Annotated in this window: 14 protein-coding genes and 1 pseudogene; 12 read left to right on the plus strand and 3 right to left on the minus strand. The window is 63.5% G+C overall.

Features of this window, described 5'->3' with window-relative positions; all coding sequences use genetic code 11:
• Nucleotides 1-103: 103 nt before the first annotated feature.
• Nucleotides 104-1,384 carry an amidohydrolase family protein gene (locus H7I57_RS01505; RefSeq protein ID WP_264021484.1) on the minus strand — a complete coding sequence of 427 codons (1,281 nt, stop codon included), beginning with the start codon at nt 1,382-1,384 and terminating at the stop codon, nt 104-106.
• 116 nt (nt 1,385-1,500) lie between these two features.
• Between H7I57_RS01505 and H7I57_RS01510 the strand changes: the two genes are divergently transcribed.
• Nucleotides 1,501-3,057 carry a class I adenylate-forming enzyme family protein gene (locus H7I57_RS01510; RefSeq protein WP_264021485.1) on the plus strand — a complete coding sequence of 519 codons (1,557 nt, stop codon included), beginning with the start codon at nt 1,501-1,503 and terminating at the stop codon, nt 3,055-3,057.
• Between the two features lie 339 nt (nt 3,058-3,396).
• Nucleotides 3,397-5,118 carry an N-acyl-D-amino-acid deacylase family protein gene (locus H7I57_RS01520; protein WP_264021486.1) on the plus strand — a complete coding sequence of 574 codons (1,722 nt, stop codon included), beginning with the start codon at nt 3,397-3,399 and terminating at the stop codon, nt 5,116-5,118.
• Here H7I57_RS01520 and H7I57_RS01525 read toward each other — a convergent pair whose 3' ends face one another.
• A complete protein-coding gene (locus tag H7I57_RS01525) occupies nt 5,119-5,457 on the minus strand; it encodes an acyl-CoA synthetase (protein WP_264021487.1) in 339 nt (112 codons plus the stop codon).
• A 67-nt stretch (nt 5,458-5,524) separates the two neighbouring features.
• On the opposite strand from H7I57_RS01525, the pseudogene H7I57_RS01530 reads away from it, so the two are divergent.
• From H7I57_RS01530 to H7I57_RS01560, 7 genes and pseudogenes are all read left to right on the plus strand, one after another.
• Nucleotides 5,525-6,740, plus strand: a pseudogene (locus H7I57_RS01530) (amidohydrolase family protein).
• Nucleotides 6,741-6,814: 74 nt separating this feature from the next.
• Nucleotides 6,815-7,111, plus strand: a complete 297-nt coding sequence (locus tag H7I57_RS01535; protein ID WP_264021488.1) for a hypothetical protein — start codon at nt 6,815-6,817, stop codon at nt 7,109-7,111.
• A 409-nt stretch (nt 7,112-7,520) separates the two neighbouring features.
• Nucleotides 7,521-7,889 (plus strand): hypothetical protein, encoded by a 369-nt coding sequence (locus tag H7I57_RS01540; protein WP_264021489.1) that lies wholly within the window; start codon nt 7,521-7,523, stop codon nt 7,887-7,889.
• Nucleotides 7,883-8,602: a phosphotransferase gene (locus H7I57_RS01545; RefSeq protein ID WP_264021490.1), complete on the plus strand. Its 720-nt coding sequence runs from the start codon at nt 7,883-7,885 to the stop codon at nt 8,600-8,602. Before H7I57_RS01540 ends, H7I57_RS01545 begins: the two co-directional genes overlap by 7 nt.
• The gene (locus H7I57_RS01550; RefSeq protein WP_264021491.1) at nt 8,599-8,976 is read left to right on the plus strand and encodes a nuclear transport factor 2 family protein; all 378 of its coding nucleotides are present in this window, start codon (nt 8,599-8,601) and stop codon (nt 8,974-8,976) included. Before H7I57_RS01545 ends, H7I57_RS01550 begins: the two co-directional genes overlap by 4 nt.
• Nucleotides 8,977-8,986: 10 nt before the next feature.
• Nucleotides 8,987-11,200 carry a molybdopterin-containing oxidoreductase family protein gene (locus H7I57_RS01555; RefSeq protein ID WP_264021492.1) on the plus strand — a complete coding sequence of 738 codons (2,214 nt, stop codon included), beginning with the start codon at nt 8,987-8,989 and terminating at the stop codon, nt 11,198-11,200.
• Complete coding sequence (locus H7I57_RS01560) at nt 11,197-12,060, plus strand: hypothetical protein (protein WP_264021494.1); 864 nt, start codon at nt 11,197-11,199, stop codon at nt 12,058-12,060. The genes H7I57_RS01555 and H7I57_RS01560 overlap by 4 nt, the downstream gene beginning before the upstream one ends.
• 477 nt (nt 12,061-12,537) lie before the next feature.
• Here H7I57_RS01560 and H7I57_RS01565 read toward each other — a convergent pair whose 3' ends face one another.
• The gene (locus H7I57_RS01565; RefSeq protein WP_264021495.1) at nt 12,538-13,764 is read right to left on the minus strand and encodes a cytochrome P450; all 1,227 of its coding nucleotides are present in this window, start codon (nt 13,762-13,764) and stop codon (nt 12,538-12,540) included.
• 238 nt (nt 13,765-14,002) lie between these two features.
• Between H7I57_RS01565 and H7I57_RS01570 the strand changes: the two genes are divergently transcribed.
• The 3 genes from H7I57_RS01570 to H7I57_RS01580 all read left to right on the plus strand — a co-directional run bounded on the left by H7I57_RS01570 (nt 14,003) and on the right by H7I57_RS01580 (nt 17,107).
• The gene (locus H7I57_RS01570) at nt 14,003-15,091 is read left to right on the plus strand and encodes a phosphotransferase (RefSeq protein ID WP_264021496.1); all 1,089 of its coding nucleotides are present in this window, start codon (nt 14,003-14,005) and stop codon (nt 15,089-15,091) included.
• A 301-nt stretch (nt 15,092-15,392) separates the two neighbouring features.
• Nucleotides 15,393-16,298, plus strand: a complete 906-nt coding sequence (locus H7I57_RS01575) for a hypothetical protein (protein ID WP_264021497.1) — start codon at nt 15,393-15,395, stop codon at nt 16,296-16,298.
• Nucleotides 16,295-17,107, plus strand: a complete 813-nt coding sequence (locus tag H7I57_RS01580) for a hypothetical protein (protein ID WP_264021498.1) — start codon at nt 16,295-16,297, stop codon at nt 17,105-17,107. The genes H7I57_RS01575 and H7I57_RS01580 overlap by 4 nt, the downstream gene beginning before the upstream one ends.
• The last annotated feature ends 76 nt before the right edge of the window (nt 17,108-17,183 follow it).

Below are 17,183 nucleotides of genomic sequence, written 5' to 3' on the forward strand. Positions count from 1 at the left end.
CCTTCCCGACTGCGCGGGCGAACTACACACTATCCATTCTTGGAAGTGAGAATACCGGTTGCCGCTCGAGTAGTCGGCCGTGGTCCCGCGGCCGACTACGCTGTCAGCGCAGCTGCTGTGTCGCTGCTTGCAGGACGTCGGCGCCGGCGCCAGTCTTCTCCCGGGTGGACAGGGCTTTGACGGAGACATCGTGGCCTTCGGCCGCTTTACGCAACGCACCGACGGTGGCTTGCTCCTTGGGGACATGGGTGAACGGGTCCCAGTGGTACCAGCGCAATGCGTTCTCGTAGGTCATTTTGTTAATGTCGTCGTCTGGGACGTTGAGGGTCTTGAGCCCTTCATCAAGCTCTTCTGGGGCGTTGGGCCACATCGAGTCGCTGTGCGGATAGTCCGCTTCCCAGCAGATGTTGTCGATTCCAATGTGATTCCGCAGTTCCAAGCCGATCGGGTCGGAGATGAAGCACGTCAGGAAGTGATCGCGGAACACCTCAGAGGGCTTCTGTTTCCCGAAGTCCTGGCCCGTCCATGTCGAGTGAAGATCGTAGGTGCGGTCGGCGCGATCGAGGAAGTAGGGAATCCAGCCGGTGCCGCCCTCACTGAGTCCGATCTTGAGATCCTTGTACTCCTTGACGGGCTTCGACCACAACAGATCTGCGGCAGCCTGGACGATGTTCATCGGCTGCAGCGTGATCATCACATCCAGCGGCGCATCGGCAGCGGTAATGGCCAGCTTGCCCGACGAGCCGATGTGCACGTTCATTACGGTGTCGGTGTCGACCAACGCCTCCCACATCGGTCGCCAGTAGTCGTCGTGGAACGACGGGTAGCCCATCGCCGCCGGGTTTTCGGTGAACGTCAACGCGTGCACGCCTCGGGCGGCGTTGCGCCGGATCTCCTTGGCGCAGGCCTCGGCATCCCAGATGACCGGCAGACACATCGGGATGAAACGCGCAGGATAGGCTCCGCACCATTCCTCGACATGCCAGTCGTTGTAAGCCTGCACCAGTGCTAGAGAAAACTCAGGATCCTCGGTGGCGAACAGGCGCCCGGCGAAGCCGGGGAACGACGGAAAGCAAATCGACCCGAAGATACCGCCGGCGTTCATGTCCTTGATGCGCTCGTCGACTTGGTAGCACCCCGGCCGGATCTCGTCGAGCCCTTGCGGCTCCAGACCGAATTCCTCCTTGGGGCGCCCTGCGACCGCGTTCAGCGCCACGTTCGGAATCGACACGTCGCGGAACTGCCAGCTGTCGCTGCCATCGGAATTGTGAACCAACCGCGGTGCCTCGTCCAGGTACTTCTTGGGCAGGTGATTGCGGAACATATCCGGCGGTTCGACGAGGTGGTCGTCAACGCTGACCAGAATCATGTCGTCTTTGTTCACATCAGACCTTCCTGTTCGCCACTCAACTGTATGTCAGTATACCCGCATACAAATGGTGGTCCATGGCGGTTGGCGATGTCTACTGCTTCCAATAGGAGACGATGGCGTTCATGACAGTGGAATCCGCCGACCGGGCCGGTAATACCTACTGGAACCTGGTGGATGAGGCTGCCCGGTCCCGGCCCAGTCATGTTGTCCTGTCTGACGACTACGGTCGCGAACTCACCACCCGCGACCTACGCGACGCCGGCCTGCGGACCGCGGCGGCGCTCGCCGGGTGGGGGATCACCGCGGGCACCGTCGTCTCGTGGCAGCTGCCGACCACCTTGGAGACCATGGTCGTGATGGTTGCGCTCGCACGGTTGGGCGCAGTACAAAACCCGATCCTGCCGATCTGGCGGAAGAACGAAGTCACGCACGCGCAATCACAGATCGGCGCGCAGGTGTATATCGTTCCGCGTGCCTGGCGGGGGTACGACCACGCCGCCCTCGCGCAACAGATGTCGCAATCGCACGGAACACGCGCAGTGGTACTCGACTTCGACGGGCCGCCGGCCAACCCGAGTTTGCGTCTGCCCGCGAGCGGACCCGAGCAGCTAGGGGCCGTCCTCACGTCTTCTGAGGTGGTGCGGTGGATCTACTACTCGTCGGGTACTACCTCGGCGCCTAAGGGGATTCAGCACAGCGACGCCACAATCATTGCGGGTACCTCGGGGATCCTCAATCTGGTGGGGACAGCCAGTGACGACGTCTATCCGATTGCCTTTCCCGTCTCTCACATCGGGGGCGCGGCGACGTTGGCCGCGGCATTGATAACCGGACTGCGGCTGGTGCTCTTCGATGGCTTTGATCCTGCGACGACTCCGTTGGCGATGGCGGCTCATCGTCCGACACTCCTAGGTTCGGCAACCCCGTTCTTCGCTGCGTATGTGGCGGCTCAAGACGGTCACGGCGCACAGCCGTTGTTTCCCGACCTTCGCGGCTGTACCGGAGGCGGCGCGCCGATCACTGCCGAGCTGGCGCAGCGGGTCCGGGACAGACTCGGCGTGCCAGGCATCGCCAACGCCTGGGGGCTGACCGAATTTCCCGTCGCCACAACGCCTTCTGTGACAGCGGGTTCACAGGTGCTCGACCAGACGGTGGGACGGCCGGTGGCCGGTGTCCAGGTCAGAGTCGTCGGTCCCGGAGAGCTCGAGGCTGAGCCCGGTACTGTGGGCGAGTTGAGACTCAAAGGACCGCAGTGCTTCCTCGGATATGTCGACACCGCCCTCGCCGTCGACGCGTTCGATGCCGACGGTTGGTTTCGAACCGGGGATCAGGGGTGCGTGGATGCCAACGGAAATGTGAGGGTGACGGGAAGGCTCAAAGACGCCATCATTCGCAACGCTGAGAACATTTCGGCATTGGAGGTGGAAGAAGCTGTGGCCACGCATGCCCACGTCGACGACGTTGCAGTCATCGGAGTTCCAGACGGGCGGACTGGCGAGCGCGTGTGCGCGATCGTCGTACCCACAGCGGGCTCGACGGTCACCGTCGCCGACCTGACCACGCACTGCGACGCACAGGGATTGAGCAAATACAAGTGGCCCGAACGTGTGGAGTTGGTCGATACCTTGCCTCGAAACCTGACCGGCAAGGTGCTTAAAGCGGAACTGCGCCGACGCTTCTCCTAAACCGCGCTCATCGCGTGGGTGAGAGGGAGACTGCAATGACCGCCACTCCGCCGGGCGGTGACTGGTTGGGAACGCTCTACCTCCGGTTCGCCAGACAGGGGCCAGGCATGCAGGCCAGCTTCCAAGATTCGGAGGCCACCGAAAGATTGTGTGCATTCAAGGAGCGACGTTCACCCCCGTGGGTTCATTCCGCCCTCCGAATAGAGGGACGATTATAGGTACGCGGCACACCAGGGGCGGGGAACCGATTCAACGATCTACTCGTGGCACGGGTCGGCTGGAACCCGTTTGTAGAGAATGCCTATTCTCATCTGAGCGCTGACGTCGTATGTTTAGGTCATGCTGTGTGACTTGATAATCCGTAACGGCACGATCGTCGACGGCAGTGGCGGTGAACCGTTCGTCGGTGATGTAGCGATCTCGGGTGGGACCATCGTCGGCGTAGAGCAGGTCGACGGTGATGCTCTGCGCGAAATCGACGCCACCGGACTGCTTGTGACTCCGGGATTCATTGACCTCCACACTCACTATGACGGACAGGCGATCTGGTCTGACCGGCTCACGCCCTCCTCGGCGCATGGTGTGACGACCGTGGTGATGGGCAATTGCGGTGTGGGTTTCGCGCCCTGTCGCGCGCAGGATCACGAGACGCTAGTCGATTTGATGGCTGGTGTGGAAGATGTCCCTGGGGCGGTGATGGCCGATGGATTGCCGTGGACGTGGGAGACTTTTCCCGAATTCCTCGATGCACTCGAGGGTCGCGCCCGTGATATCGATGTGGCGGCCCTCTTGCCACACTCGCCGTTGCGCGTCTATGTGATGGGTCAGCGAGGCGTCGACCGCGAACCCGCCACCCTAGAGGATCTGCAGCTCATGGGCAAGCTCGCGGCCGAAGCGGTGCACGCCGGTGCGCTCGGCTTCGCATCATCACAGATGATGGTGCACCGCAGCGAAAGTGGCTTCCCAATACCGAGCTATGGTGCGGCATCTGCGGAGTACGAGGCGATCGCCCGTGGCATCAAGGCCGCGGGCGGTGGTTTGCTGCAGTTCGTACCCGACCTGGTCGCCGGCGCCTACGAGCCGGTGTTGAAGACGGTTTTCGACGTGGCCACCGACGTCGGCCTGCCGGTGACATTTTCGCTCGTCATTGCCAATGGCGGCGATCCGCAATTCATCGACGCCCTTGAGATCGTGCAGAAAGCCAACGCAGCCGGTGGCCAGGTCAGTGCGCAGATCTTCCCGCGCCCGATCGGTCTGGTCCTCGGCCTGGAGTTGTCGGGTAACCCGTTCATCCTCTATCCGAGTTACCAGGCGATTGCTGCCCTACCGTTGGCCGAGCGCGTTGCCGAGATGCGTAAACCTGAGGTGCGCGAGCACATCCTCCATGATGCGCCGACGTGTGAGGGGCATCCGCTGATGATGGCCGCCCAGGCGTTCGACTGGATGTTCCCGATGGGCGATCCGCCGATCTACGAACCCGAACCAGGCGACAGCATTGCCGAGCGGGCACGCGCCCGTGGCGTGAGCCCGCTGCATGAGGCGTACGACAGGCTGCTCGATGACGACGGACGTGCCATGCTGCTGGTCACGATGGCCAACTTCCGCGACGGATCCCTGGATACCGTCGCTGAGCTGATCCGGCGTCCGGACGTCGTTCTCGGACTCGGCGATGGCGGCGCACACTACGGAATGATTTGCGACGCCAGCTTTCCCACCTATGTGATGACCCACTGGGTTCGTGATCGGCCGGCAGGCAGGCTGACCGTTGCCGAGGCCGTTCGCGAGCTGACTTCGGTACCGGCCGGTGTCGTCGGGCTGGCCGACCGCGGCCGGATCGCGGTGGGTTTCAAGGCAGATCTCAACGTCATCGATCAAGACGCGCTGCAATTGCGCCGGCCGGTGGTCGTCAAAGATCTCCCGTCGGGTGGACGACGGCTCGACCAGGCCGCCAACGGATACGTGGTGACGGTGGTCAGTGGCGAGGTCATTGCGGAACTTGGCGTGCCCACCGCGGCCCGGCCGGGCAAGCTGGTTCGCGGTCGCCGGCCGGCACCTGGCTGATCATTCAGCGCGTTCTGTCCCCACCTCGGCGGGATATCCGAAGAATCCACCGGAATTCGCTCCGGCGATCCGATGTTCACTAATCCGGCAGGCGGCCTCCTTGAGTGCTGCGAGCCGGTCCTTCGCACGTTGGATACCCGTTGCGTCATCGGTCTTCTGCAGATCGGCCACCAATGTGGCAGCGCGGTCGATTTCGCACTGCAGTCGGCCGCCAGCCTCGTCGAAGGTCAGGAGATCGTGGTCGTTCTCGCCGAGGTCTCGGAGGGCCTTGCGGGGGATGATGGCCTTCTCGTTATCGGAAATGATAGTTCTCCCAATCCGGCGTCTTGGCAACGCCAACTGTCTAGTCTGTCAAAAAGGTGCCGAGCATCAACCCTTTCCCCGACTCTCAGCCTAGGAGCGCGCGATGCCATTGCAAGACGATATGCAGATCGTTTCGGTCGACGATCACCTGGTCGAGCATCCCCGAGTGTGGCAGGACCGGCTGCCGGACAAGTTCAAGGAGGCCGGGCCGAAGATCATCGAGCATGATGGTAAGCACATGTGGCAGTATGAGGACCAGGTCTATCCCAACATCGGGCTGAATGCTGTAGCGGGCAAGCCGCCGGCGGAGTGGGGCCTCGATCCCGTCCGATACGAGGATATGCTGCCGGGCTGCTACGACCCGAAGGCCCGCATCCCCCGATATGGACCTCGACGGGGTCGAGTCGGCGATGTGTTTCCCGTCGTTCCCCGGATTCGCGGGTGGGATGTTCTTTCGCGGCCAGGACAAAGAGCTGTCGGTGCTGTGCATCAAGGCGTGGAACGACTTCTACATCGACGAATGGTGCGCCACGGCTCCGGGCCGGTTCATTCCCATGGCGTTGATACCGTTCTGGAACATCAACGAGGCGGTGGCGGAGGCGGAACGGGCCGCTGCCAAGGGCGCCCGATCGATCAGCTTCCCCGACAGCCCGGTCCCGCTGGGACTGCCTTCATTCCATTCGACGTACTGGGACCCGCTGTGGTCGGTGTGCTCGGATACGGGGATGCCGGTATCGCTGCACTTTGGGTCGGGCGGCTTCGTCCCAGGATTTTCGTTCTCGTCGTTCAATCCCGATCCCCGCCAGTTGGTCACCGACCCGGACAGTGATATACCGCCGTTGGCGATGGATTCGCCATTCGCGGTCGCTTTCACGCTGTTCAATTCGAATCTGGCGTGGACGACCGTTGACCTGCTGCTGTCAGGCAAGCTTCAGCGGTTTCCGAAGCTGCAGATCGCGCTGTCGGAGGGCGGGATCGGTTGGGTGCCTTATATCTTGGAGCGCACCGACTTCGTATGGGAACGGCACCGGTACTACCAGCCGATCGATTTCGACACCCGGCCGTCGGACCTGTGGCGGGATCATTTCTGGGGCTGCTTCATCGACGACGAGCACGGCGTCGAGAACCGCTACAAGATCGGCGTCGACCGCATCACTCTGGAGATCGACTATCCGCATTCGGACTCCAACTGGCCGAACTCGCGAAAGCGGGCGGCCGAGGTGCTGGCCAATGTGCCCGACGAAGAGTGCCAGCTCATCGTCGAGGACAACGCCCGGCGAATGCTGAACTTTCCACGGTCGATCGCACCCGCCGTCTGAACCGAGTCATCCACCCGTTGAGAGCTGGGAGTACCTTCGTGTCAACAGGGCCAACAGATGGATCCGCGCAGTTGATGGCCGCCGGTGCCAAGGTTGGGTACGTGCGCGTATTGAAGAAATTCACCGCGCTCGTGAAGTCTGACGCTCAGGTCCGAGATTCGCCGCCCGTCGCCGAAATGGCCGGCATCGTCTCCGATACCGATTCGTCGGCGGGGGACATCCTCGAGACGATCGAGATATTGCGTCGCCGAACTGCGCTGGGTATGCGCCGTCGCGAAGTCTGTACGGATCCGGTGCAGCCCCTGGCAACCCCGGGCAGCATCTTCGACGAGATTCCTGACGTGGATGCGCAACTCGCGCTTCGGTTCTGACGAAGGCGTCCCGGTGTACCGAACCATCCAGTGGGCGAACGGAAACGTTGGGTGTCATGCCCCACGGACGATCGTCGAGGGTCCTGACTTCGAACCCGTCGGCCTGCGTGTGTATGACCCGGCGATGGTGGGGAAGGACGCCGGTGCGCTGGTCGGCATCGAGCCAATGGGAGTCATGGCGACCTACGACGTCGCCGACCTTCTCGCGCTCGACGCCGATCGCGTCTGCTACACGCGGCGACGAACACGGCCCAGCCGATGCCGACGGCCCACGACGGGCTGTCGGTGCCGGCCGCCTGAACGGCCCGTGGGCTATGCGATGCCGTCATGACGTCGAGAATAGGTGTTTGCGCTGCGCGATAAGGTACCTTCGCAGGTATGGCTGGCCAGCCAGCAGCAGAGGAGGGCCATGGCGGAATCAGTGCTGCGTGGGGTCCCGACCACGGTCGGGGACATCACCCCACAGTGGCTCACCCGCGTATTCCGGTCCCAGCTTGGCGACGCAGCGACGGTGACGGACGTGCGGGCCGAACAGATCGCGGAAGACACCGGGTTCGCTTCTCGGATCTACCGTTTGCATCTGGCCGGCAGCGTCGACATCCCCGCCGCCGTGATCGCCAAGCTCCCGGCGAAACCGGAAGTGCGAGCGGCGATCAGTGTGCTCGGTGGCTACGAGCGGGAATTGTTGTTCTATCAGCGACTCGCCGACAGCGTGCCGATGACCACTCCGCACGTCTACGCCGCCGAGATCGCGGCCACAGGCGACGATTCGTGCTGATACTCGAAGACCTGGCGGGCTGGGACAACGGCGACCATCTCCTCGGCCTGACGATCGAACAGGCCCGGTTATGTCTGGCGGAATTGGCGTCCCTGCACGCGTGGTCGTGGCAACCGACAAACGCGGATGTCCCAGCGCTGTTCCCGAGTATCGATGGGCCGGTCGCGCGTGAGTTGTTCGTTCCCATGTTCTCGTCGGGCTGGCAGGTCTACCGCGAGCGCTCTGAGACGGTGGTGCCTGGTGCGGTGACCCGGTACGCGGAGGACTTCGCCGCGCATGCGCTGACCGCGCTCACCATCATGGCCGAACAGCCGGTGCTGCTGCACGGTGACATCCGGGCCGACAACATGTTCTTCGCCGGAGCGCGGCTGAAAGTCATCGACCTGCAGTTCATGGCCCACGGCGCCGGTGCCGTCGACGTCGCCTACCTGGTCAGTCAGAGCCTGCCGACGGAGGTGCGCCGCGATCCGGGTGACGAAGCGCTGGTGCGCGAATACCTCGACCGCTTCAGGACGTTCGGCGGCGATGGCTACTCCTTTGAGGACGCGTGGCGACAGTATCGCGCCGCAACCGCGTATTGGATCGTGATCCCCACGATCTTGTTAACTGGCTGGGACGCCATGCCTCCACGATCGCAGGCCCTGTGCCTGGCCCTCGTCGACCGCGCGGTGGCCGCGATCGACGACAACGCCGCATACGAGGTGTTGGCGTGACGCGCGCAAGTCGGTCCGCGCGCGAGGTCGTCGAGCTCTACAACCACGTCGTCTGGGGGCAGCGAGATTTCGCACTGGCAGACGAGCTGATGGGCAACACCGTGATACGCCACGAGGTGGGCGAGGCGGTGGTGCAAACCCACGGGGAGGCGGTCAAGCGCATCGTGGACTCACTGGCGATGTTTGAGGAGATGAGCTTCAACCTCAAGGTCGTCGTCGACGATGGTGAGTACGTCGCCGTAGTTTACGAGTCACCCATGCGGTTCACCAACGGCACCGATACGACGGTCAGCAGCATCGAGGTCTTCCGGGTGGTGGACGGTCGGATCACCGAGGTGTGGAACAGCGACTACAAACAAGGCACTTGGCACTGAGAGGTCTGACATGGTCGAACAGCACACAACGTACTGCCGGATCTGCGAACCGCTGTGCGGCATGATCGCGACCGTGGACGACGGTCGACTCGTGGCACTCCGACCGGACAAGGAGCACCCGCTGTCCAGCGGCTTCGCATGCCAGAAGGGCATCGCGTTCACCGAGGTACAGAACGATCCGGACCGGGTGACGACGCCGCTACGCCGCACGGAGGCGGGCTTCGAGCCGGTGTCCTGGGACGACGCTATGTCCGACATCGCCGACCGTCTCGGCGCGATCGTGCGCAGAGACGGGCCGGCAGCGGTCGGCTGCTATATGGGCAATCCGGCGGCGTTCAGCTATGCACACCTGATGTGGCTGACGATGTTCGTCAAAGGACTTGGCGGCCGGCGCGGTGGCCCGTGTCACAACTTCAGCGCATCGACCCAGGACACCAGCAGTCGGCTCCTGGCAAGCCAATTTCTCTACGGCACACCAACGTCAGTTCCCATTCCCGACCTGCAACGCATCGAGATGTTGGTGATCGTGGGCGCCAATCCCGTTGTATCGCACGGTAGTTTTCTCACCGCGCCCCGGATCCACGACCGCCTGCGCGAAATCGTCAAGGATGGCGGTAGAGTCGTCGTCATTGACCCCCGCAAGACCGAGACGGCAACACAATTTGAGTGGCTGGGCATTCGCCCGGGCAGTGACCCCTATTTCCTGCTCTCGCTCCTACATGTGCTTTTCGAGGACGGTCTGGTCGACCGCCGCCGGGCCGACCGCCAGGCGGACGGACTGGACTGGCTCGGCGGACTCGCGCTGCCCTGGTCTCCCGAACGTACTGTCGCCCACACGGGGATCGAGCCCGATGCGGTCCGTGCCCTGGCCCACGCGCTTTCGCGTACGCGGCGCGCAGCCCTGTACGGCCGGCTGGGGACATGTGTGGGGGAGTTCGGCACCCTCACGTCGTACCTTCTGGATGCCGTCAACCTGGCGGCGGGAAACCTCGATGTCCCCGGCGGTTCGGTCTTCAGCGGCTTGCAGATCCCGGGAATGAAATGGACGAACACCGCACTGGGCAGCGCGCTTCGCAGCGCCTACCGCACGAAGCGAACCCGCGTCGGAAGCTTCCCCCTCGTCACCGGCTACGCGCCGGCGGCGTTGATGGCCAAAGAGATCACCACCCCCGGGATGGGTCAGATGAAGGCGCTCTTCGTCAGCGCCGGCAACCCGGTCCTGTCCGTTCCCAACGGCAACGAACTCGCTTCCGCCATGGCCGAACTCGAGCTGTCGGTCGCGCTGGACCTCTATGTCACCGAGACGACCGGCCTCTGCGATTATATCCTGCCGGTGACCACGATGTACGAACGCGACGACTTCGCGCTCACTTTCCAGGGCTTCCAAGCGACCGCGTTCCGGCAGACAACGGAGGCGGTGGTTACGCCGCGCGGTGATGCGCGAGGCGAGTGGGAAATCTTCGACGACCTGATGGGCCGCCTTGCCGGTCACGCGCCGATGTTCGCGGTGATGGCAGTCGTCCGACGAGCGCTACGGTTGCGGGGCAAGCGGATGAATCCCCGCGTGCTCGCCGACGCGATTGTCCGCATGTCCGAGGGCGGGGATCGCTTCGGGCTGAGGAAGTCTGGGCTTACATTTGCCCGCCTCACCCAGGAGCATCCACACGGAAAGGTGCTCTCGGATTATTTGCCGACCGGTGTGCTCCCGTCGATGGTGGCGTATCGGGGCCGGCGAATGAAGCTGGAGCACGACGAAATCCGCCGTGAGGTCGACAAGCTGTCGCGGGACGATGACGCTGACGAGTACCCGATGCAGCTTATCGGCATGCGTGAGCCGAAGTCGGAGAACTCATGGATGCACAACACGTCGTCGCTGATGCGCGGCGAACGCAGGCATCGTGCGCTGATGCACGAACTCGACGCCGAACCGCTGGGGATCCGCGACGGTGACCGGATCACGGTGGCATCGCGAACCGGGGAGATCGAGGTCGACGTCGAGACCACCAAGGACATCGTGGTGGGTGTGATCGCGATCCCACATGGCTGGGGGCACAACGGATCCGGTACTTGGCACCTCGCCAACCGTGCACGTGGCGCCAACGTCAACGAACTGATGTCGAGCGAAATCACCGATGTGGAGTCGCTGTCTGGCATGTCTCGGCTCACCGGCGTTCCGGTACGGGTGGCGCGTGCGGAGCTCAACAGTGGAAGGGGGCCATCATGACTGGCCGGCCGCGCGACATCCGGGAACTGGTCAATGACCAGGATGCGTACCGCGACGAACTGTACAAGCGCTGGACCGGACTGTTGAGTTACCGCTACATCGGCCGAAACCACTCGGCCATGAACACCGGCGACATCGACGATACCGTGGTGATCCGTCGCGATATGCGAAACGAGGCCGGTGGAATCATGGCTGCCCCGTTGGCGATTGCCTCTCCGGAGGGGTGCCAGACCGACATGGTCGCGGTGCCCAACCCGGTCATCGGGTCGGTGCAGATCGTCGATCCCGGCTTCGATGTGCGCAAGGTTCAGATCGTCGGATCAGGCGTCGTGCACCAGGGCCGCACGATGGGTTATGGCCGCTGTGTGATCGTCGATGCCGACAACGCGCAGCGGATCATCGCGTTCAATGAGGGCCAGGGCGCGGTCATCGGGATTCCACCGGATGGGCTCGACCGGATGGATGTGTCGGGGACTGAACTGGTCATCGCGGATTCGCCGGACCTGCCTCCGCTGTGGCAGGCGTTCGGGGCGTCGCGGCGCGACGACGGGTACTGGACGTTGCCGCCGCTGAGTACCGAATTGGCTTCGCCCGACGCGGCGCTGCACATCGGCCCGCAGCACGTGGTGCTGGAGACGGCGGCAATCGATTTCGCAGCTGATCGTGCGGGCACCCGCCGGCTGCAGGTCGTCAGTTGGCATGTGATGTTCATGGCGCGCGGCAAGGTCGGCCCGTTCCGTGCTGAGGGCAGCGCGTACGTCGGGGGTCCGAACAAAGTCGGAGTGCGCATGTTGCTCCACGATGAAGGCGACGGGGACAAGGCGATCACATCTGCAGCCGCCGTCCTCGAGATCGTATGAACCCGACAGTGTCATTCTGCTTTCACCCCGCGAGCACTTCCATGCATGACCGGTAGCGCGCCGCGTGCGAGAAGGGCGGGCCTCCTCGCATGGAAGTGACTGAACCCGGGCAGAAGTCTGGTGTTATACCGCTGGCCATGTCGGAATAGGACCGTCGCTCGATCTGATCAAGCAGCAGGAACGTGCCCACTGGCCGCTCTGGGACAGCCCGGCGATAACACTTCGACGGTATGAAATTCGTTGCTCCGGCCAGCACCTGCTGCGGGCAGGGACGACGGAGGCTCAGCGGTGGAACTGGGTTGGTCGGCGCAACGGTGCGCCCGCGCGTCCGGATCGAGACGCTATGGACAGTCGGAAGCGAATGCCCCGAACAGGCGGTCAACGCGGTGCCCGCGGTGTGCGATGCTGCACCAGGATTCGCCACGTCGGCTGATCTGCCGCTGATCTGATCGAGTGTCGGCTTGAGGAAGGCCGCGGCTAAGTGAGCTCGTAGCGGATAGGCAGGTGCTTAATCCCGCCGACGAATGTCGTGGCCATCCACTCGGGTTCGGCGGTCATCTCGATCGACTTCAGGCGTGCGACCAATTCGGTGAAGAAGCTGTTGAGCTCCAGGCGGGCGAGTGCGGCACCCAGGCAGAAGTGCACACCGTAGCCAAAGGCGACGTGCTTGTTGGGTACCCGGCTGATGTCGAACTTTGTCGGATTGTCGAAGATGTCCTCGTCGCGATTGCCCGACGGGTAAGCCAGCAGCAATGATTCGCCGGCGGCGATGGCCGTGTCACGGATGACGGCATCGTCCTGAGCGGTCCGCATGAAGTGTTTGACCGGGGTGACCCACCTGATCATTTCTTCGGTGGCTGCCGGAATCAGCGACGGGTCCTGTTGCAGACGATGCAGCTGATCTGGATTCTCGATGAGGGCGTGCAGACCCCCGGCGATCGTCGCACTGGTCGTGTCATGGCCCGCGGTCGCAACGATGAGGTAATACGACACCGTCTCGATGTCGGAAAGCGGCTCGCCGTCGATCCTGGCGTTGGCGATTGCCGAGATCAGATCCTCGGTGGGCTTCTTGCGCCGCGCCGCGGTGTGGTCATTGAAATAGGCGAACATCTCCATCAGCGACGCCAGGACGTCATCGCCGCCGCGCTGCATCTCGGCGTCGGCGTTGCCGAACATCTCCTGTGTCAACCGCAGCATCAGCGGGAAGTCGGCCTCCGGTACGCCGAGCAGAGACATGATCATGTACAGCGGATAGTTGACGGCGATTTCTTGGGCGAAATCACATTCGCTGCCGACGGCGAGCATCTTGTCGACATGTTCTTTCGCCAGCTCGTCGGCGCGGACCTTCAACGCGCGCATAGCCTTTGGGCGAAACCAGTCGGCGCCGATCGCGCGGACTTTGCGGTGCTCGGGGTCGTCCATGTGAATCAGGGTATTGACGCCCAGCTGAGCGGACTGTTCGTCCTGCTCGGCGGTGGCCAACACGGGCCGGGGCGAATTCGTGAAGGTGTCGTTGGCCCGCTCGACGGCCATGATGTCGTCGTACTTGGTGATCGCCCAGAACGGGTTGTAGCCCGGTGCTTCGACCCATGCCACCGGATCATTGGCACGTAGGTGAGCGAATGCCGCGTGTAGACGGGTCTCGTTGGTGTAGGCCTGCGGGTCGACGAACACCAGCGCGGCGTCGTCGGTAACTCGGCTCATGTCTGTCGCTTCCTCCACGAATGCAATGTGCTGGTACCCGGACACTACGCAATGTGCTCGCCTCAAAGCATCGCCTAGCGGGTCTTCCCAATGAGAATAGAGGTTCTTGAGCGCGAAATCGATCACTCCTACCGTCGTCAAACCGAGCTCTGCGGCCCGACATCGCTGGAAAGATGCATACTTGTATGCACAAGGGGTGACCCGCGTACACCGTCGTCCGTGGAAGGAGTGCCTGTCGATGACCCAAGTCCTGAGTGATCCCGAGACAGTCGGTGCCGATTGGGTCCGAAGCGCCCTACGGAAATCGGGTGTCGCGCACGGCGCCGAATTGATCGATGCCCACTTCATCGGCTACGTCGGGACGGGACAAGCGGGGCGGGTCGCACGGATCGGACTCACGTGGGACGTGCCCGACGACCGTCCACAGACGTTGATGGCCAAGATGCCGTGCGTCGATCCGATGCCGCGGGCAGCTCTCTTTGGATCCGGCACATACCTGCGAGAACACGTGTTCTACGAGCAGGTGGCCGCGCTCGTCGAAGTACGAACGCCGCGGTGCTACTACGCCGCGTACGACGGAGAGGCACAGGACTTCGTCTTGCTGCTCGAAGACATTGAGGATGCGGTGGCTGGCGACCAAGTGGCGGGCCTGTCAGCCGATCAGGCCGCGATCGCCATCGCGCAGGCCGTCAAGTTGCACGCGCCCCGGTGGGGTGACCCGTCGATCGAGGCGATCGTCACAGCCGGGCAGCCGCTGACCTCACTCGTTGACATTGCGGCCCTGACCCAGGCCGTCTTCGAAGCCGCGCTGCCGGACTTCCTGGATCGATTCGGCAACCAGCTCGATGCCGACGTCATTCATTTGATCGAACAGTTCGCGCCGAGCGCCGGCCGGCTACCGCTCGGTCTCGGTACGCCAAGGACCCTGGTGCACAACGATTTCCGTGCTGATAATTTGCTGTTTGGTACCGGGCCGGGTGCGCCGCCGGTGACAGTGGTCGACTTTCAGGCGCTGAATGTTGGTTTCGCAGCCGGCGATATCGCGTACCTGATCGGGGGGAGCTTCGCCGACCAGACCGGGAGCGCAAGTGTTGAGCGTGATCTCGTGGCCGAGTATCACGCCCAACTCACGTCCGCCGGGGTTTCGGTCGCGGCGGACACCACATGGCGCGACTACCGTCTCGGTTCGTTGTGGGGTGTGTTTAACTCCGTCTCCGCATCTTTGATGGCCGAGAAGACCGAACGCGGAGAGAGGCTGCTGGCCTCGATGATCCAACGTCACGGACGACATGCACTGGACCTCAATGCGCTCGAACTCCTCGAGTGATGCGCTCCGCACGCCGTGGTCGCGCTGGCTGATCGCGGTTTGCGTGACCCTGACTCCGGCCGTAGTCGCTTTCGGGTGCGGTCATCCCGGCGTGCACGCTGCGCATAGCTTTCTGATTCCGGGCGCCGGAATGCTGGAGGCTCAACCGGTGATTGCGGTCATGTTCATGGTCTGCGCTGCCGCAGGGACCACCGCATGGCTGTTATGGGGAACCGACTGGCTTGTTGCATTGATTGTCGTCGCGTCGATGGTTGCCTCAGCCGGGTGGGGCAGCACGACACACGCGGCCGCTGGGGCGGTCGTGACATACAGCCAGTCGCACGAGTTCCCGCTGGTGTTGCTGCTCCTGGCGACGGCTGGTTGGGTGCGCGCGACACTGGCGGGGGTGCCTGGATTCCGCTGGCTGGCCGGACGGCGGTCGCGATCCGAACCCTGGACCCTGTCCGACTTGTCGGTGCCGGATCGTTGTCGAGCGGTTGCGGTGCTGTCGATGGCGGACGTGGTCGATGACGACGCACTCGACGCACTGCGCTCTCCGGAAGTACATCGGCGGGCACGCCGGGTCGGTGTGGCTGCACGTTGGCGGTTCGCGGGTGATCCGTTACGCAACGATCATGCCCACACCAGGGCCGCGATGTTGATGTGCGGGCTGCTCGACGCAACCGGTACCGAGCGGCTGACCGCAGACGCGCACTGTTCCCGGGTGGGCGTGCCGTGTAGCGAACCGACCTGGGTGCGCCCGCTCGATGCAACCCTGGTCGCGGTGGCATTGGAAGACGCCCAGGACGCCACGGCAGCCCAGCGATGGCGCCTCGCTCTGGCCGGCCCTTTCGCTATACGTCGCGGCCACCGCGCGGCGTGGTGGTGGAGTCCGCTGGGATTGTCGGCGGGCAAGTGTTGCGACTGGGAACACGCGCTGGTGACGGCGATCGCGCACTCCCGTGGTTGGATCGATGAGCAGGACTGGCCCGCTCTGCGTCAACGCGTGCTCGGCGCCGCGGCGCGGGGCAGTGAACGCAGCGACGACGAACGACTCGTCGCTGCGGGCAGGGTGTGGCTCAACTTCATCGACGACCCGGCCGCCGCAGCGGTCCTCTACCGTCCGACTGTCAAACACGATCCGCTGGCCGTGGCAATCGACCGGCTGGCGGAGCATTTTCGCGCTGGCAGGGCAGCGCACGTCATCGAGGAGTCTGGAGACGCATGACCCAAACAGTTCCCGCACAGGCTAATTCGCCCGCACCAGTTCCTCTGCTTGCGCCGCGGCCCGCCCGTTTCGGCCCGGTGACACGCCACCTGCTGGCTCGTACGGCGGTGTGCGTCGGCCTGGTCGAAGTACTCGCGGCAGTCCTTGTTTTCGGTGTTGCCACGGATTCCTCGCGCGCTATTGGGCTGTCTTTGGTCTTCCCCGGCGGCGGCCTACTCTACACCGCTCACCCCATCGCCTTCGTGTTCACCGTTGCGCTACTCGTGGTGGCGCTGGTGCTGTGGTGGGGGATCAGCGCGCATTTGGCGATTCCCGCGGTGTGGTTGGGCAGCGCGATTATTGCCTGGTCCCTGGTGGATTCGCCCCGGCTGATTCTCGAACGAGGCACCACCTGGCCGTGGAGCATACCGGTGGTCTACCTGATCGCGGTGGTGGCTGCGGGCACGGGACTCTGGAAGCTGGAGCGCCGGTTTCGTGCCAAGCGTGCCAAGGTGGCTGAACTGAACGAATACCTCGCATCGGTCGAGCTGCCCACGGGGCGTCCGGGAGCGCGCGAGCCGAATGCGATCGACGCCGAGCTGGTGCGGTGGTGCTACGACCTGGCGCAACAGCCGCACGACGGACTGAAGGGTTTCGACTGGGGCGAGCAATTCCACGGCGGCACTCAGCTTCGCTATCAGGTCTTCTCCTACTGCTGGGCGATGTGCATCTTCGCCGCGAACTACGTGCCGAACGGGCAGCGTCAGGCGCGGGAGGCATTGACTCGGATGGTGTTGAAGAGCACTGACTTAACCTGGATTCACCGATGAGGTAGGGATGGGAGGCGGGTTGTAACAGCGAAATGCCCTGTCGTGGTGAAAGAATGAGATTTCTCGAGGATCACAT

This window comes from Mycolicibacterium pyrenivorans, assembly GCF_025821625.1.
Classification (GTDB): domain Bacteria; phylum Actinomycetota; class Actinomycetes; order Mycobacteriales; family Mycobacteriaceae; genus Mycobacterium; species Mycobacterium pyrenivorans.

Bases quoted from the DNA above. Each gene is read 5' to 3' on its own strand.
- H7I57_RS01520 (WP_264021486.1), top strand. From the start codon at position 3,397: ATGCTGTGTGACTTGATAATCCGTAACGGCACGATCGTCGACGGCAGT.
- H7I57_RS01535 (WP_264021488.1), top strand. From the start codon at position 6,815: ATGGCCGCCGGTGCCAAGGTTGGGTACGTGCGCGTATTGAAGAAATTC.
- H7I57_RS01540 (WP_264021489.1), top strand. From the start codon at position 7,521: ATGGCGGAATCAGTGCTGCGTGGGGTCCCGACCACGGTCGGGGACATC.
- H7I57_RS01555 (WP_264021492.1), top strand. From the start codon at position 8,987: ATGGTCGAACAGCACACAACGTACTGCCGGATCTGCGAACCGCTGTGC.
- H7I57_RS01560 (WP_264021494.1), top strand. From the start codon at position 11,197: ATGACTGGCCGGCCGCGCGACATCCGGGAACTGGTCAATGACCAGGAT.
- H7I57_RS01565 (WP_264021495.1), bottom strand. From the start codon at position 13,764: ATGAGCCGAGTTACCGACGACGCCGCGCTGGTGTTCGTCGACCCGCAG.
- H7I57_RS01570 (WP_264021496.1), top strand. From the start codon at position 14,003: ATGACCCAAGTCCTGAGTGATCCCGAGACAGTCGGTGCCGATTGGGTC.
- H7I57_RS01580 (WP_264021498.1), top strand. From the start codon at position 16,295: ATGACCCAAACAGTTCCCGCACAGGCTAATTCGCCCGCACCAGTTCCT.